General features: G+C 56.7%; 13 protein-coding genes. 2 read left to right on the plus strand and 11 right to left on the minus strand.

The window, feature by feature from the left end; translation table 11 throughout:
• Position 1: 1 nt before the first annotated feature.
• Both MMB48_RS11295 and MMB48_RS11300 read right to left on the minus strand, forming a co-directional pair.
• The gene (locus tag MMB48_RS11295; protein ID WP_007054614.1) at positions 2-931 is read right to left on the minus strand and encodes a carbohydrate ABC transporter permease; all 930 of its coding nucleotides are present in this window, start codon (positions 929-931) and stop codon (positions 2-4) included.
• Between the two features lie 21 nt (positions 932-952).
• A complete protein-coding gene (locus tag MMB48_RS11300; RefSeq protein ID WP_032743480.1) occupies positions 953-2,242 on the minus strand; it encodes an ABC transporter substrate-binding protein in 1,290 nt (429 codons plus the stop codon).
• Between the two features lie 172 nt (positions 2,243-2,414).
• On the opposite strand from MMB48_RS11300, the gene MMB48_RS11305 reads away from it, so the two are divergent.
• A complete protein-coding gene (locus tag MMB48_RS11305) occupies positions 2,415-3,623 on the plus strand; it encodes an ROK family transcriptional regulator (RefSeq protein WP_032743479.1) in 1,209 nt (402 codons plus the stop codon).
• Between the two features lie 164 nt (positions 3,624-3,787).
• Here MMB48_RS11305 and MMB48_RS11310 read toward each other — a convergent pair whose 3' ends face one another.
• Both MMB48_RS11310 and tadA read right to left on the minus strand, forming a co-directional pair.
• Positions 3,788-6,094: an alpha-galactosidase gene (locus tag MMB48_RS11310; RefSeq protein WP_032743477.1), complete on the minus strand. Its 2,307-nt coding sequence runs from the start codon at positions 6,092-6,094 to the stop codon at positions 3,788-3,790.
• Positions 6,095-6,210: 116 nt separating this feature from the next.
• Positions 6,211-6,660 (minus strand): tRNA adenosine(34) deaminase TadA, encoded by a 450-nt coding sequence (gene tadA, locus MMB48_RS11315; protein WP_050496195.1) that lies wholly within the window; start codon positions 6,658-6,660, stop codon positions 6,211-6,213.
• 133 nt (positions 6,661-6,793) lie between these two features.
• On the opposite strand from tadA, the gene MMB48_RS11320 reads away from it, so the two are divergent.
• Positions 6,794-8,866: a cation:proton antiporter gene (locus MMB48_RS11320; RefSeq protein ID WP_032743475.1), complete on the plus strand. Its 2,073-nt coding sequence runs from the start codon at positions 6,794-6,796 to the stop codon at positions 8,864-8,866.
• A gap of 193 nt (positions 8,867-9,059) precedes the next feature.
• Here the strand turns inward: MMB48_RS11320 and MMB48_RS11325 are convergent, their stop codons facing one another.
• From MMB48_RS11325 to MMB48_RS11355, 7 genes are all read right to left on the minus strand, one after another.
• Positions 9,060-9,818 carry an alpha/beta hydrolase gene (locus tag MMB48_RS11325; protein WP_032743474.1) on the minus strand — a complete coding sequence of 253 codons (759 nt, stop codon included), beginning with the start codon at positions 9,816-9,818 and terminating at the stop codon, positions 9,060-9,062.
• Positions 9,819-9,936: 118 nt separating this feature from the next.
• Positions 9,937-10,803 (minus strand): hypothetical protein, encoded by an 867-nt coding sequence (locus MMB48_RS11330; RefSeq protein WP_032743473.1) that lies wholly within the window; start codon positions 10,801-10,803, stop codon positions 9,937-9,939.
• Positions 10,804-11,235: 432 nt separating this feature from the next.
• The gene (locus MMB48_RS11335; RefSeq protein ID WP_050496194.1) at positions 11,236-11,937 is read right to left on the minus strand and encodes a YczE/YyaS/YitT family protein; all 702 of its coding nucleotides are present in this window, start codon (positions 11,935-11,937) and stop codon (positions 11,236-11,238) included.
• A 26-nt stretch (positions 11,938-11,963) separates the two neighbouring features.
• Complete coding sequence (gene nagB, locus MMB48_RS11340) at positions 11,964-12,770, minus strand: glucosamine-6-phosphate deaminase (RefSeq protein ID WP_409337986.1); 807 nt, start codon at positions 12,768-12,770, stop codon at positions 11,964-11,966.
• 102 nt (positions 12,771-12,872) lie between these two features.
• Complete coding sequence (locus MMB48_RS11345) at positions 12,873-15,893, minus strand: alpha-mannosidase (protein WP_032743471.1); 3,021 nt, start codon at positions 15,891-15,893, stop codon at positions 12,873-12,875.
• Positions 15,894-16,005: 112 nt separating this feature from the next.
• Entirely contained in the window at positions 16,006-16,884 is an 879-nt protein-coding gene (locus MMB48_RS11350; protein ID WP_208430663.1) for a carbohydrate ABC transporter permease, read from the minus strand.
• Positions 16,884-17,750: a carbohydrate ABC transporter permease gene (locus MMB48_RS11355; RefSeq protein WP_032743470.1), complete on the minus strand. Its 867-nt coding sequence runs from the start codon at positions 17,748-17,750 to the stop codon at positions 16,884-16,886. The genes MMB48_RS11350 and MMB48_RS11355 overlap by 1 nt, the downstream gene beginning before the upstream one ends.
• Positions 17,751-17,809 lie beyond the last annotated feature (59 nt).

The following is a 17,809-nucleotide window of genomic DNA, read 5'->3' on the forward strand; positions in this document are numbered from 1 at the left end:
ATCAGATCTGTTCCTGGCTGCGGGAGATGCGCAGCTGTACGAAGGCGATGATCGCCAGCACGATGAAGAAGAGCACGGCGTTTGCGGTCTGGTAGGCGTACTCGCCACCGGTCAGGCCACCCTTCCAGATGAGGTAGGTGACGGTTTCGGTGGAGGAGTTCGGACCGCCCTCGGTCAAGGCGACGACCTGATCGAAGGTGCCGAGCGCGTTCTTCATGGACAGCACGAGGTTGATGGTGAAGAACGGTCCGATCAGCGGGAATGTGATCTTCCAGAACTTCTGCCAGGCGTTGACGCCGTCGATGGCGGCGGCCTCGTAGATTTCGTCGTCGATGGTCTGCAGGCCGGCGAGGTAGATGAGTACCGAGTAGGCGATGCCCTGCCAGACGGCGAGGAAGACGATTGGGATCCAGCTGAGTTGCTCATTGGTCAACAGCGAGGTGGACAGCCACTTGATGCCCAGCGCCTTGCCGAGCTCGGGCAGCGGGTTCATGAAGATGTACTTGAACACGTAGCCGATGACCAGCACGGAGAGGGTGTAGGGGATGAAGAAGACGGCTCGGAAGCCATTCTTGAAGGCGATCTTCGAGTTCAGCAGCACCGACAGGAACAGGGCGATCACATTAATCAGCACCGTGATGAGAATGGCGATGAGGAACGTGAACAGGTAGGCGTGGCCCACGCGGTTGTCTTGGAAGAGGGCGATGTAGTTCTTCAGGCCGATGAACTTGTAATCGCCGTAGCCCTGCGAGTTGGTGAAGGAATACTTTACGCCGTCAAGAAATGGCAGGTACAGGAAGAAGGCGAAAATGATAGCCGCCGGAACCACCATCCAGTAGTAGGCGGGGTCCACCTTGCGGGTGGAGAAGGCGGAGACCTTCTTCTTGGCCGGTTTCTTGGCAGCGGTCTTGGTTGCGGTTGCGTGTGACATGATGTTCTCCTCTCCTACCGATCACTCGAAGGTCCTGGCTTGGACCTTGTCCCATTCGGTCTGCATCTGGTTCAGAAAGCGGCCGGTGTTGCCGGAGGTCACCATGGTCTGCAGGTAGCCGCCGATATTGATGGACGAAGGAATGTAGTGATCGCAGAAGTCGGCCACTCGGTTTTCCTCGAAGAACGGGCGCACGGTTTCCAGCGCCTCATTGCCGAAGTGGGTGTCCTTGAGCGGGGTGATGGCGGACTGCGCATCGGCGTAGGCGTCGAGCTGATCCTTCTGCATGAGGAATTCGACGAGTTTCATCGATTCTTCGGGGTACTTGGTGTTTGCGCCGATGGTCAGCATCACATCGTCGCCTGCGGTGAGGATCTGTTCGCTGGCGTCATCGGTGGCCGGCATCTGGGCGAAACCAAGTTCAATGTCCGGGTTGATGAGCAGGATCTGTGGAATGGCGTAGGTACCGAGCGGAATGATTGCGGCCTTGCCTTGGGCGAAGTTCTGCGTGCCCTGCTGGTAGGTGACGCCAGTATCGGCAGTGGAGTAGGTGAAGAGTTCGGATTCCTTCTCGACTGCGGTTTTCCACAGTTCCTGGAATGTGGTCTTGCCTTGCTTGAGCTCGGTGTACTTCGACTCGGGAACCAGCGTACCGGTCAGCGAGGCGAGCGGGGCCTGGGTGGTCCAGGCGTCGGCCACTGTGCCCTGCAACGGATTGATGCCGGCGTCCTTGAAGGTGTTGAGCATGTCGGTGAACTCGGCCCACGTGGTCGGCGGGTTCTCCGGGTCGAGACCTACCTTGCGGAACAGCGCCTTGTTGTAGATGTAACCGGAGGCGTTGCCGGCAAAGGGCAGACCATACAGGCGCTTCTTGGAGGAATCGGTGGTCTGCACCAGGTTTTTGGCGATCTGCACCATGCCGGGGTTGAGGGTGTCCACGATGGGCTCGTCGGTGAAGTCGTAGAAAACACCGGATGCGGCGAAGTTGCCGAAGCTGATGTCGCCGTTGAAGGTGATTACGTCCGGCACGCGGTTCTTGACGAAGCGGGTGCGTAGATCGGTCTGGGCGTTGGCGGAGTTGTTGATGTTGACCTTGATGGTCGGGTTCTGCTTTTCGAAGTCGGCGACCATGGATTTGAACTGGTCTGCAGCCTCGGACTTGAACTGGAAGAAATCCAGCGTAACGGTACCTGCGGTGCTCGATCCGCAGCCTGCCAGGCCGAAGCCGACGGCGATAGCGCACACCACAGCAGCAGTGCGCACGGCCAGACGCTTCAGTCTAGGCGTTGAATGTGGGGAATCGGACAGCATATTGTTGACTCCTTTATCTCTTTCCTTCCGGCTTCAGCGCCGGCGGCTCTTCCACTTTCAAAAGTAACGATTGCGCCATTTCATTCCCAGCGCCAGCGAGCCCGCTTGCACAAGAAACAAAAAGCGCGGTATTTTGTGATTAACGCAATAAATAATGCAAAGGGGCTTAAGCATGTCTGACGCCAATGCGATTCCGCAATGGTTTTCCGGATCCGAGCATACGCATCGCGTGGCGGCAGCCATCGCCCAATATGGGCCGATTGCGCGCACCACATTGGCACAGATGCTGGGATTGAGCCAGGGTGCGCTCTCCCGCATTACCAGCGATTTGATTTATGCCGGAGTCATCGAAGAACTGCCGTCTGTGGCCGGAACTACAGGCAAGCTGCCTGAACGGTTTACTCCCAAGGAGAGCTCGGATCGTCGCGGCCGGCCGCAGACCGCATTGGTATTATGCTCGAACGCACGCACCTTCGTAGGCGTCAAAGTGCACGGCACATCCATTGTGTCGGCCGCCGTGAACGCGCATGGCGAGGTGGTTTCCGGCCGGCATGAGATACCAATTGGTGCTGATCAGTCGGCAGAATATGTGACATCGTCGATAGCCACGCTGGTTCGTGAATGCTCTGATGATGTCGCCGCCACCGGCCTGCCCGCTCCCACTGCCGTGGGCGTAGCGGTCGGAGGTCACGTGATCGATGATTCCATCGTCACGTTCGCCCCATTCCTGCACTGGGAGGGCACCACAGATTTAGGCGCAATGGTGTACGAGGCCACCGGATTGCCATGCGGCGTATTCAACGATATCGATTCGCTGCTGGTGGATGCCTCCTGGTTCGGGCCGGGAGTGGGCGTGGATACGTTCGCCGTAGTGACCATTGGCGTGGGCGTGGGCTATTCGCTGGCTGTGCATGGCGAACCGGTCAGTTACCCGGACAAGAGTTTTGGCCTAGTGGGGCATGTGCTCATCGACCCGGAGGGCCCGCGCTGCACCAGTGGGCATATCGGGTGTTCGCAATGCCTGACTGACGATTCGATTGCGGAACAGTATTCGGCGATCATCGGCCGCGCAGCGACCTTCGATGATTTTGCGCACGATGCCAGAGCCCATGTGCCGCAAGCCTCTCAGCTAGTGCACCGCACTTGCTTCCGATTGGGATCGCTGGTGGCCACCGTGGCGAACATCGCTATGCCGGGGCATGTAATGATCGCCGGCGAATCGGCATTTTTGGCCAAGCTCGGCACCGATTCGCTGCGCGACGGCATTCGTTTCTACCGTCACAGCCAGACCCAGCCGGTCAAGTTCACGATTATGGATCACGACTGGCAGCTCTGGGCCAAAGCCGCTGCCAGTCGCGTGATTGTGAAGCATATTGGGTAGGCCGTTCTTGGCTCCCCTCTCTGAGGGGAACCAAGAACGTTGCTTCGCCACAGTCACTCCGCCACGACCAGCAATTACGGACTTGCCTATCGGCAAGGCTCAATCCCACCTTCGCTCAGCTGTCGCTTCGCTCAGGCCGTGGCTACTGACAGCCTACTAGGCTGTCAGCTTAACGCCACAGCCTTGAGCAATACTGCCTGCTGAGGGTGGAGGGACGGGGGACGGATGCCGTAGCGCTGCAGGGCTTCGCCGGTCAGGACTACGCCTTCCTCGTTCCACCAGCCGAGAGTGCTCTGGCCGTTGGTCAGACCGGTCAAATCCAAGCTCGGGTCAAGCGGGCTGACACGGTAGGTGCGCTCGGGGTCAAGTCCGGGCAGATGCACGGGCGCGGCCGGATAGGTCTGGCTGGTGGTCAGCTGGGTGAAGCGGTAGATGGCGGCGTCGCGGTTCGGCATCACCATGCCATCCAAGCGCACGGCCGGATCGTTGGAGTCGGCGTGCACGCAGGTGTCGATGGCGAACCAGTCGCGGTGCTTCTTGAATTCGGCCACCCACACGGCCAGCTTGGCGAGCGCCTCGTCCGGCTCCTTCAACAGGTTCCATTCGATGCCCATGTGGCCGAAGAACGCCATGGCCATGCGCAGTTCCTGGCTGGTGGCGCGCTGGGTGGAGTGTGCGGGGCTGGCACCCACGTGCTCGCCCATCATCGCCGGTGGCACCAGCAGCGAGGTGTAGCGCTGGATGTCCGCGCGCTCGACCGGGTCCACGCAGTCGGAGACCCAGATACGATCGGCGTGCTCTAGGATGCCAAGATCCACGCGGCCGCCACCAGAGGAGCAGCTTTCGATCTCAAGGCCCGAATGTGCGGTCTTGAGGCCCTTGAAGATGTTGTAGATGGCAAGGGTCTGCGCGTGCACGGCCGGGCGGCCGGAGCGGCGGGAACCTGGCTCGGTGACGAGCTTGTTGTGGTCCCACTTGATGTAATCGATACCAAGCTCGCCGACAAGCTGGTCCATGCAGCCGTAGATGTAGTCGAACGCATCCGGATTGGTCAGATCGAGCACCTGCTGAGTGCGGCCCTGCAGCGGCAGTCGGCCAGCGGTGGGCGAGAGAATCCAATCGGGGTGGTTACGGGCCACATCGGAATCGGGGTTGACCATTTCCGGCTCGAACCACAAGCCGAATTCCATACCCTTGGCGTGCACGTAGTCGGCGAGCGCCTTCAGGGACTTCGGGCCATCGGGCCAGACGTCCTGCGCAATCTGCCAATCGCCGAGGCCGGAGGTGTCGTCGCGGCGGGAACCGAACCAACCGTCATCCACCACGAATCGTTCCACGCCGGAGTCGGCGGCCTTGTCGGCGAGCGCCTTCAGCGTATCGAAGTTGTGGTCGAAGTACACGGCTTCCCACGTGTTGAGGATCACCGGACGGCCGTGCGAGAACAGGCGCGGATGCAGGGAGCGCACGTAGGAGTGGAAGCGGGCGGCGATCTCATTGAGGCCATCGCCATAGGAGCCGAACAGCCACGGGGTGTCGTAGGAGTTCTGGCCTTCGCCGGGGCCGGCGAGCGTCACTTCGCCGCCGAACAGGAGTTCGCCGCCGCCGATTACGCCGGTCGTGTAGGGCAGACGTTCGGCGGACAGTACGGAGTTGCCGCTCCAGCCCACGTGCACCGAATAAGCGTCGCCATGCTCGAAGCCGAAACCGGGCACGCCGGCGGTCAGGAGCAGGGATGCGTCGAAGTCAGGGCGGCCAGCGAGCTGCGGCTTTTCGAAACGGCCGACGGTCAGCGGCTGGCGCTGCGGGCTGCGTTCACGTAGATGGTGACCGGTGGTGGTGAGGATTTCGCCGGCGGATTCGGGCAGCGGGAAGCCGAGCTCGATCTTGCCGATCTCGAGCGGGGCTCCGGCGTCTGCACCGAACAGGTTGGTTACGGTGGCCTTCTGACGGGCCAGGCCGCCGGGGAGCAGTTCGAGGTGCCATTCGACTTCCACGCCCTGCTCCTCATCGCGCGCGGTGACTATGACGCCGGGCACGCGGTCCGGGCCGGTGGCGTGGGCGTGGCCGGCCACATCGGTGTAGCTTTCGCCGGACACGGCATCGAGGGTGGCTTCCAGCACGCCGCCGGTCTCGATGTTGGTCACGGTGAACTTGGGGAAGAGCTCGATGCCTGCGCGGCGCAGCACCACACGTTGCTCGCCGATCCAGCTTTCGGCCTGGGTGGGCAGGATGGACGGCCAAGCGGTGTCGTCGAGCGCGCCGGACACGCGCTGCGGCTTGAGCGCATCGTACGCAGCGAGCAAGGTCTCAGGATTGCTCAGCGGACGACCCCAATGAATGATACGCGGCAGGTCATCGCCGGCAGCGACCAGACCGATTGCCACGTTGGCATCGGGCTCTGCAAGATAGATGGCGGTGAGCACGGTTCCGTCAGCGGCGGTACCGGTGAAGGTGGCGGTGTTCTGGGCCATAGTGTCTCCTTCGACGTATACGGAATGCATTGAACTACTGATTGTGATGGTAGAAGAAATGGAATATGTTGCCTTGGTGCCGCGTGTTGGATGGATGAAGTAAGTATTTGAGCGATTTACCGCCGATGAGCGAAGAACGCGCTGAGGAGAGCCTGGCAATCGGCTTCTGCCACACCGCCATGCACTTCAGGGGCGTGACCAATATGGGGATCGCGCGGGATATCCCAGATTGACCCGCAAGCGCCAAGCTTGGAGTCCCACGCGCCAAACACGATGGTGCCGATATGGGTTTGGATGCATGCGCCGGCGCACATCGGGCAAGGCTCAAGCGTAACAGCCAGTGTGCAATCGGAGAGATTCCAAGCGCCCAAGGCTTGGGCCGCCTGACGCATGGCGATGATTTCGGCATGTGCCAATGGATCGCCATCGGCCTCGCGTGTGTTGTATCCTCGCCCGATAATCTGGCCGTCGGCGTTCACCACCACTGCGCCAACCGGCACATCGCCGGCTGCCGCGGCCCTTTTGGCGAGCTCCAGAGCGCCGTGCATCATCTCGTCATATCCCATATGCCCCATATGAACGAGTGTATGCCTTTTTCTCATATCGTCTCATGATGTGCATAATCGGCCGCAATCTTAACGTTTTTCTTCATGGTTCCCATATACTTTTGGTGGAGAAGAGATACGAGAAGGCGGCAACATGGCGGTATTTGAGCTCATCCTATGCATCATTGCGGCGGTGGTGGTGAGCTCGTTTGCCAGTCGCTTCGTGCCCAAAGTCTCCACGCCGCTGGTCCAGATTGTGCTGGGCGTGCTGGTTACGTATCTGCCGTTTTTCCCGGATGCAAAGCTCGACCCGGAACTGTTCATGGTGCTGTTTATCGCGCCATTGCTGTATTTGGAAGCCCACGAAATCGATAAGTCGGCGTTGCTGAAAACGCTGGATCTGAGCCTATCGCTGGCTATCGGACTGGCTATCGTCACGATGGCGGCGGTCGGATTCACTTTGCATGCCGTCTGGCCGTCCATCACCTTAGCCTCAGCCTTAGCACTCGGCGCGGCACTCGGCCCGACCGATGCGGTGGCCGTCAGCTCCCTCGGTAAAGAAGCCTCGCTGACGCAGCGTCAGCGCAGCGTGCTGAAAGGCGAATCACTCTTCAATGACGCTTCCGGCATCGTCGGCTTCCAGTTCGCACTGGCCGCCGCCTTCACCGGAGAATTCGCCGTGGGGCAGGCCGCCGGCGAATTCGTGATCTCCTTCTTGGGCGGCACCTTATTTGGCCTGGTCATAGCGGCGGCGGCCAACTGGCTGTTCGAAACCGTGCGGTCCCTGGGCTGGGAGACCACCACCACACGCATTCTGATGGAGCTGTTCCTGCCCTTCCTGCTGTATCTGGGCGCGGAGGAATGTCACGTGTCCGGCATCCTGTCGGTGGTGGCCGCCGGCCTGTTCATCCGATTCGACCGTACCGGCGTGGGGCCGAATGTGGCACGGACGAATATCGTGTCCTCCTCGGTGTGGGGCGTACTGAGCTTCTCGCTCAACGGCGCGGTGTTCATTCTGCTGGGCATGCAGCTGCCGCGCGCCATGAGGGCCAGCTGGTCCGACCCGTATATCAGCAACCTGAAACTCATCGGCATCATCCTGCTGGTGACGCTTGTGGTGATCGCACTGCGGTTCTTCTGGATAGTGGCCATGCTGCGCGTGGCGCGCGACGTGCATACACGGCGACGGCGCAAGATGACCCCCGAACGTTGGCGGTCCGCGACGGTCATGACCTTCGGCGGACCCAAAGGCACCATCACCCTGTCGCTGATGTTCACCATCCCGTATTATCTCGCCGGGGGCGCGCCGTTCCCCATGCGCAACGAGTTGATCTTCATCGCATCGGGCGTCATCGTCGTGACGCTGATGCTGGCCAATTTCTTGCTGCCTTTGCTTGCACCGAACCACGGCAAGGACCCGGTCGCCGAGATGATTCCGGTGACCATCGATGTGTTACGCGCCACCGTGGAGGAACTGACCGGACGCATCACGCCAGAGAATCGCCGTGCGATTCTGATGGTAATCGACCAGTACACCAAACGCATCGGGCGATTGCAGCAGCGCATCGGCGATACCGATCCTCAGGGATTCGAGCAATTGCAGATCGAAGCGCTGCATTGGGAAAAGGAATTCGTGCGCGACCGGCTTGCCGACACCAAGGCGCATCCAGCGGCGGATACGGCCACGCAAGAGCTGAACGTCGAAGCCTGCGAGCGCATGCTTGACCAGATTATGAATACGCTGCGTCACACTTCCACTGATCCTACTTCGGGGCATGCGGTATCGCAGATTCGCGGTCGCTTACGCATGTTCCAGCGGCAGATGAGCAACTACGCCAAACGCACGGTGTCCAAGATTCGCCATACCACGCCATTGGTGAGCGAGGATCGGATTTTCGCGCGCACCCGCGAACTGCAGGTCGAGGCGATTCATCATGTTATCGGCCAGCTTATTGACGAGATGGGCCAGGATACGTACAACACCGAGCATTGTTCGGCGCTGTTGCTGGATTATCGTCGCGCGGCGGCTTCATTGCAGGCACGTCCGAATATGAGCGGCACTACGGAAACCATCACGCAGGTCGAGGACGTAAAGCGCGAGAGCTACGGCATCGAACTCGGTGTGATTCAGGACATGTACGAAGCCGGCGACATCAACCGAACCCAAGCCCGCTCCCTGAGGCGCAACATCTACGTTATGCAGGTCGATGCTGATTCCGGCATCTAGTTTCCTTGGCTCCCTTCTCTGAGGGGAGCCAAGTTGGGGATTGCTATTTCCGTGTGATTCTCTTCAGTATGTGCAGTAGTGCTTGCAGTGCTCACTTCGCCCATGGGAGAACAGTCTATGACCGAGTCAGCCACAAGCGCCCTCGATGTCCGATTGCTGCGACGGCCGCGCCAATTCCAGTGACGGCGGCTGACTACAGCACGCCAGAAGTAATGTCGTTGTCAAGTAGCCACTGGCGCAAATCGGCGAACTCCTCAAGACTCACATTGTGATCCAGACCGTGGTAGCTCTTGGTCTTCAGCCACGTATGCTCTTCCAGCCAAGCGGCGGTGGCGAACAGTTCGTATTTCGGGATTACGCCATCGTTCTTGCCGTACGTATAGAACACGGGGATATCGTAATCGGCCAGGCGAGAGTCGGCGGGGGCCGTGCCGGGCACCTGACCGGGTGTATTGAAGCCGGACAGGGAGACGACGGCCCGGTACCGCTCGGGATTGATACGCAACAAATGCACGGCGACCAGCCCACCTTGTGAAAACCCAAGCGGCACCACGTCACGGTCGGCGGGAATGTTGTCGGCCACCCATCGGTCGACTGCTGTGGCGGCGGCATACGCGTCGTAGTCACGATCATCGCCGATAGGCAGGGCATCGTGGAACCACGCGTAGTTGCCGGGGTCGGGACTGCCCTCACGGGCCGACGCGAGTGTCAGCGGCCCGCGCAATGCCACGAAATCGTTATATGGAGCGATGAGGCGCATGATGTCCGCCATGTCTTCTTCGCTGGATCCCCATCCATGCAGGCACAGGAACAGCGGATGCGTGGCATGCTGGTCGAAGCCGCCGCGCGAGGTGACGCTGTGTTCCACGGTGAGTGGCTCGCCAAAACGTCCGGGTACAGTGGTGGATTCGCGGCCGATCAGGGGCTGGCTGGCATTCGCTTCTTTGCTCATACCAATCCAATATAGAGGTCTTGCGCGCTGTACGAAAAACGATGGACCATGATTTCAATCACATTGGGTAATCCGCGCCGACTCGCCTTGGGACTTTCCAAGGGATACCGGCAATCTATCAGGCGTTACCGCTGTTTGCGGCTGCGGTGTCTGCGGCTGCGGTGATTGTCTCAAGTTCGCCGCCCCACTGCTGCTGCAGTGCGGTCATCTTGCTGGCCTCGCCGAACACCATCCAACGTTTGCCGCTCAGCAATCGCCAATCACCTTTCGTTTGCTCATTATCAGCGTATTGGCTCAGCAGTTCGGAAATCTTGCTTTCGATAGGTGCCCGGCTGATGGCTGCGGACGATTCCGATTCAAAGGACACGAAGGCCACTCTCGGATCAGTGCACATCTGTACGGTGGTGATGCCTGGCAAACCGCCCGTATCAAGCCCCTGCCATCCTTCTTTGCACGCGCCGGCAGCTTGTTCTATGCCTTGCTCCATCTGTGCGGTATCTTCGACGGGTGCCTTGTCGTTCGACTGCTGAATCAGTCCTTCCGGGAACAATACGCCCATGGCCACGCCGATAACCAAGCAAACTATGGCGCACACCAGTGCGATGATGCCGCCCGCACCCACTCCCCCGTGAGTGGCGTACCGAGGCATGGTAGCTCGCGCAGCGATGACCAGAATCAGGGTGATGCCGATAAGCACCGCCGCCGTCAACGCAATGTATCGTCCTGGCACTGCCGTCATAAAGGAAATGGCGTAAGGCGCGATTTCATGAACCGCCGAGGTGGCCGATATCACGACGGCTAGCAGTCCGCTGACAACGGCAAGTCTGCGGCACAACATCGACGTTGGGCTGCTGGCTTTTGTAGCGGCAAATCGCCGGCCGGCATTCCGCCTGGATGGGCGTCGATTCTGTGCACGACGTGAGCTGCGCGAATCGTCATACTGACCATCGCCGAAGAAATCGTAGTCCTCATCGTTGCGCGCCATCGGTGCCCCTTCCTGCCGATTACACAGCTAGTGTACCGCTATGGCTTGGGAATGGCGGTCATTCGGGGGAATGATTCAGGGCACAAAAAAGAACCCCGGCGGTTGCCCGCCGGGGAGAGAAAGGAGAGAGAAGAAGAAAGGGATTCAATTGTCGGGAACTGCTGCGGCTCCTGATCAGCTTTCCGCTGACATTTATTAGGTAACCACCCGTTTCTGTATCTAACTAGGGGTTTGTCTGGGAATAACCTGAGAGTTTTTACCCTTTTGGTTTTGACGCACAAAGTATGAGAGCGGGGGCGACATTTCCTTCTTCCCTCCACGTCATCCCATGACCATATAAAAAATGTACATACCATTTTTGCGGGTCGCAACCCTCAATAGCTGCTTGCAATGATGAGTACTGGATTATCCAACCGGGGCGCATAAAATGCGTTATTGCCGCAACCACCCGATACCAAAACGTTCCCCGGCACGCTCCCAGAATTTTGCGCCCAGCAAGGGAATGGCCATAACTCGGTTGAAGAAGTCAACCAGCGGACCCATGCAAAAAGCAGTAATCACCGTTCCGACTCCTACTATCGCGCCGCAAGAGAAACCAATGCCCACGCACAACAAATCAGTGCCGATACGACAAAAACGGAACGGCCATCCAAGCCGCTGATGCAGGCCGAGCGCACAAGCATCGTACGCGGATACTCCGAGATTACCTGTGTAGTACAACGCGGTGGCAAGGCACTGTAGGACAATGCCACTACCGATAAGAACAATACGAACCATCAGCCCCGGTTCTGGCAGACACCGATTCAACAAGAATATACAACCCTCAGTGACGAACCCGCTAAGAAAAATCGTAACAGGGGTGGCTAGACCGATATTCTGTCTAGCCACTAATGCTACGACTGCGATGATTCCCAGATTGATCAAGGTGTACATCATTCCATACCGAGCCCCGACTACCTTAGTAACACCCAGCACGAACGTGGTAAACGGATCAGTACCAAACGCTGATTTCGTGAACATCGCAATACTGGCCGCGGTCAGAAGCACACCCACACACGACATGACGAACCGACGAGGCAGACGCTGCTGTGGAGCAGGCATGTCACGTACTTGTGCCGAGGCTTTTTCACCCATATCTCATTCGTTCCCACAGTGCCGTGTCAGATACCTTGCCAAGCTGGCTTATGAGCGTACGCGTACCGATAGTAATCTTTGTGGCGCAGCCGGAATGCGGCGTCCTCGTCCACAATGATCGTCGCATGCGGATGCATTTGTAACGCTGACGCAGGACAGAACGCACTTACGCCTCCCTCCACTGTCTCTGCCACGGCCTCCGCTTTGCCCGCGCCGAATGCCAACAGCACCAAATGACGCGCACGCATAATCGTTCCGATTCCCTGCGTGATGCAGTGTGTCGGCACTTTGGTTACATCGTCGTCGAAGAATCGCGCATTATCTATACGCGTCTGTTCCGCTAAGGTTTTGATACGTGTGCCAGATGCCAGAGATGATCCTGGCTCGTTGAAGCCCACATGCCCATCCGCGCCAATCCCAAGAATCTGTATATCAACACCGCCTGCCGCCGCGATTGCACGGTCATATGCCACGCCCGCCGCCATACGCGTCCCGTCTGACAAAGGTGCACCTGCCAGAGTGTCACCCGGTACATGTACATTCTCTGAATTCAGCCCTAGAGGTTCAACCACCGTGCGTTGGATTACTGAGTGATAAGACTCTGGATGGGACAGGGGCAAACCTATATACTCATCCAACGCGAATCCGCGTACCTGAGATATGTCAATTGACTTTTCCACCACCAGATTCGCCAAATGGCGATATGCCACTAGCGGGCTTGACCCCGTTGCCAACCCCAGTACTGCGTCCAATTTCACGCTGACCAAATCGGCCACGCACTGTGCGTAAATTTCACCAGCCTCATCCTCATCACGAACAATGATTACTTCCATAACAACTCCTTTTTTCATTTCAAAATATTGGTTACCGATTCGCATCTCGGTAAGAAATCACCGCAGAAGCGATGGAGACAACGATCCCCCCTAGAAAGACCGTCAACGCTTAAAACGAAGCGTCACAATCTGATAAGGCCTAAGCTCTAGTTCGATGTCAGAAGCTGTGGCGTCGACGTTCACCAGTGCAGGACGGACAGCATCGCATTCCTCCTCCAGCAGACCGACCTCACGCACTTCGCTCCACTCGAAGTCCATGTGGAGTCGCGCCTTACTACGTCCTCCCAAGGATTCATACAGTCGAACGACAACATCTCCCGACTCGTCTTCGGCGAGTTTCACCGCTTCGACAATCACGCCACTACCATCCAAGCTAATCAATGGAAGCACTTCGTGATCTCCGCACACCGGCAGAGACGGAACGTTAAGCCTGTATCCCTGACGAATTGCCTCAGATATCGTGGAACCGACACTGAACGAAACGGTTAACACATGATCCCCAACATCTGTCTGCGGATCCGGGTAATGCGTAGAACGCAGCAACGAAACACGAATCTGGGTACCTATACCACCATCAGACAGACGAATCTGCCGAATATCATGCCCATAGCTGCCATCGTTGGCAACGGTGATGCCAAAGCCGAATTCGCCGACGTGGACCCAACGTTGGGCAGAAGTCTCGAACCGGGCCTCATCCCAAGTAGTGTTTTCTGTAATCGGCCGAGTTAGATGGCCATACTGAATTTCCGAATCGGCGGTGGACGAACGCACATTGGATGGGAAGGCAAGCTTGAGCAACCTGTTACTCTCTTTCCACTCGACGGCGGTACGCACGACCAATGAACTCACATCAGGATCAAGCCAAATACGTTGTGTATACGAAGAATTACCAATGATTCCTTTCACGATAAGGACATTGTCTTCCAAATCAATAGTCCTCACTACCGCAGGTGCAAGGGGACTTTCCAGATAGCTACGATCAATGTCCCACGCATCCCATTGAGCAGGAAAATCAACGAACAGCTGCAATACGTTTGCCGGCGAGGCTGGGTCAATCGATTCGCGCCCAGTGACATTGTCCACAGCGGATACAATCCGTCCACGATCATCCACCACATACCGAACACGCCCATTGGAAAACACGAACCCCTCATCAGTTTTTTCTGGCACTACTGATGCGCATGCTCCAGAAGCCTTGATGGACCCAGCAGGCACGCCAAGTTGTTCGAATGGACCGGCGTTGGCATAAAACTGATGGGTTCCCTCACCAACAAGGGAGCGAATAGCCTCATCAATGATTGTGCGAGTCTCCTCACTAATACGCTCATGCATCTGGGCAGACTGCTCATGTACCCAAGCGATTGAGGATCCCGGAAGCACATCATGGAACTGCAGAAGAAGCAGCTGTTGCCATAACTCTTCGATTTGCCGATACGGATACTCATACCGAGTACGGACAGAAGCAGTAGTGGCCCACATCTCAGCAGCGCGTAACAACGACTCGTTTCGCCGATTCCCCATTTTCATATGTTTTTGAGTCGTATATGTACCACGGTGCAGCTCTAGATACAGTTCCCCCTCCCATACCGGTGGTTCCTCGAGTTCTGACTCAGCTTGTTCGAAGAATTCGATCGGAGTCGACATCGTGATTTTCGGGCTACCTGCAAGATTGCTTTGCAAGCGAATGGCCTCCAGCATCTCACGAGTGGGCCCGCCTCCCCCATCACCCCAGCCGAACAGCATAAGACTGGAACGTCCCTTGCCTTTTTCGGAGTAATGTCTCTCCCCAATTGCGATTTCTTCCGGTGTCATTTCGGCGCTATATGTATCGGAAGGAGGGAAATGAGTGAATACTTCAGTACCGTCAATGCCTCTCCAAAGGAAAGTATTATGAGGGAACCTGTTGGTATCATTCCACGAGATCTTCTGGGTAAGGAAATACCGATTACCCGCGAGGCGCACAATCTGTGGCAACGTCGCTGAATATCCAAAACTGTCCGGCAACCAAGCAACTGGCTGTAACTCACCAAATTCATGGCGGAAGAACTTCGTTCCGTATAAGAACTGACGGGTCAGTGACTCGCCTGATGGAAGATTCGCATCACATTCGACCCACATTCCTCCGATTGGAATGAACGTTCCCTTTGCGATCATCTCCTTGACGCGGGCGAACAAATCGGGATACTTCTGTTTTAGCCACTGATACTGCTGCGCCGATGAAGCCGCAAATACAAACTTGTCTCCACGATGCTGCAGATCCACAACATTGCTGAATGTGCGCGCAACCTTGCGTTTCGTTTCACGGAACGGCCATAACCATGCCGTATCAATATGGGCCTGTCCCACGGCGTGCACAATGTGGGCGCGATCAGATGCAGGATCAGACAGCACAGGGGCTAAACATGCGCGCGCATCAACCGCGGTACCGGCTATGTTCGACGGATCCAATGTCTCCATCGACCGTTCAAGCGCCATCATGATATCCGCATGCCGGGTGCGGTCTCCGTCAAGCTCACGCGCCAGCCCGGAAAGAACTTTAAGCTCCTGGATGAGGTGCCAAACTTCAATATCTCGTAGTCGCAGCTCGAGTGTCGATAGCCTGTACAGTTCCGGCATATTCTTGGAATCTCGACTGCCCAGCGTAGTGGGCGCAAAGCTTCCGGCATCCTGATTGATATCGGGATTGGCTGCAGCTTCGATGTAGTAACGGAAACCATGTCCCGGCTTCGGCACTGGAACCCAGCTATTCATTGGTTCGACTGCTTTTACAATCCGCCCCTCGCTATCATAGACCAGTCCTTCAGCCTGAAAACCAATCGCAGTGGAACTGTTTTCAGTCAATCGAACCACTAACTCGGGCTCACATTGCTCAGCCTTGGACCATGTTTGGGGAACCTCTCCATCAACGCGCAACCACCATGTATCCCAAGGAGATCCCCATTGGTCACCTACATGGAATACTTGGTATTCCGCTTCCCGCGCCACACTGAATGGCACAGGCTCATCATGCACCGCCCACGCGGCAATCTCAACTGCTGCTGAATCACGGTACAGTGCCTTGGCTAATTGCTCGGAGAGTGCTCGTTCAACACGGTGGAACACTTTTTCATCATTGGATGCCATCGTCGTCTCCTCTGGCTCTTTAGCTCATCTCATTGATGATTACGCGGCAAATCATTTTTCACAGACGCTGTGCGGAACCACAGAATATGTCTAAAATCTCTGATTGTCCTCATCACCCCTTGGTGCCGCCTGCCATAGAATAAGTACCGCCAACGAAACGAGTAGATAGGGTGTACAGAACCACAGGAGGCAGAGAATACAAGACCGCGAATGCAGCTAGTTGGCCGTACTGAATGCTGCCATGCTGACCGAAGAAGTTGTAAATTGCAACGGAGGCCGGCAACTTTTCAGGATCCATAAGAAGAATGTACGGAGTGAAGAAATCTCCCCATGCTCCCATGAATACAAACACTGCAACGACCACCAAACCGGGACGCATCAATGGAACAACTATCTGCCAAATAGTACGCATCTTAGAAGCGCCATCGACCCATGCTGCCTCTTCCACATCAATCGGCACTCCGTCCATATAGCCTTTGACCAGCCATACCGCCATTGGCAGCGAAGTTGCCGACAAAAAGAGTATGACACCAATCGTCGAATCCAGCAGATTCAGTGACACGAATAGCGAATAAACCGGCACCATAATGGCGGTGATCGGCAAACATGTACCGAACAGAATGATATACATGAATGGACAGTTGAAACGTGATTCATACCGCGAGATCGGATATGCGACAAGCACGGCACAAACCAAAACGATGACCGTAACGGCGATAGAGATAATCAGACTATTCCCCAACGGCCGCAACGACATATCCGGAGTCAGCACCGCACGATAGTTTTCCAAGGAAAATATCTTAGGTATCCTTGTCGTGAATGTCGCCTGATCATCGAATGAGGCGAAGAACACCCATACCAGCGGCAGCAGGAACGCAGCAGCAACGATCGTCATGCCAATCCATGACATAGCCGCAGCTACACCAGTTCGCGGGGTACTTGGGATATTGAGACGACGACGTCCGAACGGATGTGAAGCGTTGGTCATCATTACTCCTTATTCGTCTTCAATGCACGGATATATACCACGCCGAAAATGGCCCCGACGAGCAACATGACCACGGAGATGGCAGTGCCATACCCGATGTCGCCGAAACGGAATGCGGTTTCGTAGGTATACAGCGCCAGCGTCATGCTTTTGTTACCTGGCCCACCGGCTGTCATCACATAAATCAATGTGAAGCAGGCAAGAGTCTGCAACGTTATAAGCATCAAGTTGGTGACAACCGTTTGCTTGATAATCGGTAGTTTTATTAAGAAGAAATCCTGAACCGCGTTAGCTCCGTCCAGTGCAGAAGCCTCGGAAAGTGACAAATCGACATCGCCTAGCGCCGCCTGATAGTTCATCATCGAGAACGCCGTGCCTCGCCACACATTGGCCAAAATAATAGCGAACATCGGGAAGTAATACAGCCAGTCAGTCACGCTGCCGCCGAACGCCTGAACGATCTGGTTAAGCGTGCCATCTTTGTTGAAAAACGCGTAACAAACAAAACTAGCAGCGGTTTCAGGAAGCATCCACGCAGCAATTACCGTGGTACTCACAAATGAACATGCAGCTTTGGGCATACGGGTCAGCAGCAAGGCGAGCGCAATTCCCAATGTGTTTTGCGCAACGATAGCGCTCATCAGCACGAATACAAATGTGAGCCAAAGCGATTTGGGAAATTCAGCATCAGTAAACAAATGGTTGTAATTGTCCAAACCCACGAATTGCGGATTGACGGCTGCCGCTCCCGTCAGAGAAGTGTTAGTGAGCGAACCATACAGGGACCAGAGGATAGGCCCCAACATGAACACGCAGAGCAGGATAATGCACGGCAGTGTTGTCCAATATTGTCTAGCAAATTTTTTCATCGTGCCGACCTTGTAAAAACCAATATGATATGGGTGCCGGTGACAGTCCTTATGGGAGG

The sequence above is a fragment of the Bifidobacterium sp. FKU genome, assembly GCF_026016385.1.
In the GTDB taxonomy this organism is placed as follows: Bacteria; Actinomycetota; Actinomycetes; order Actinomycetales; family Bifidobacteriaceae; genus Bifidobacterium; species Bifidobacterium infantis.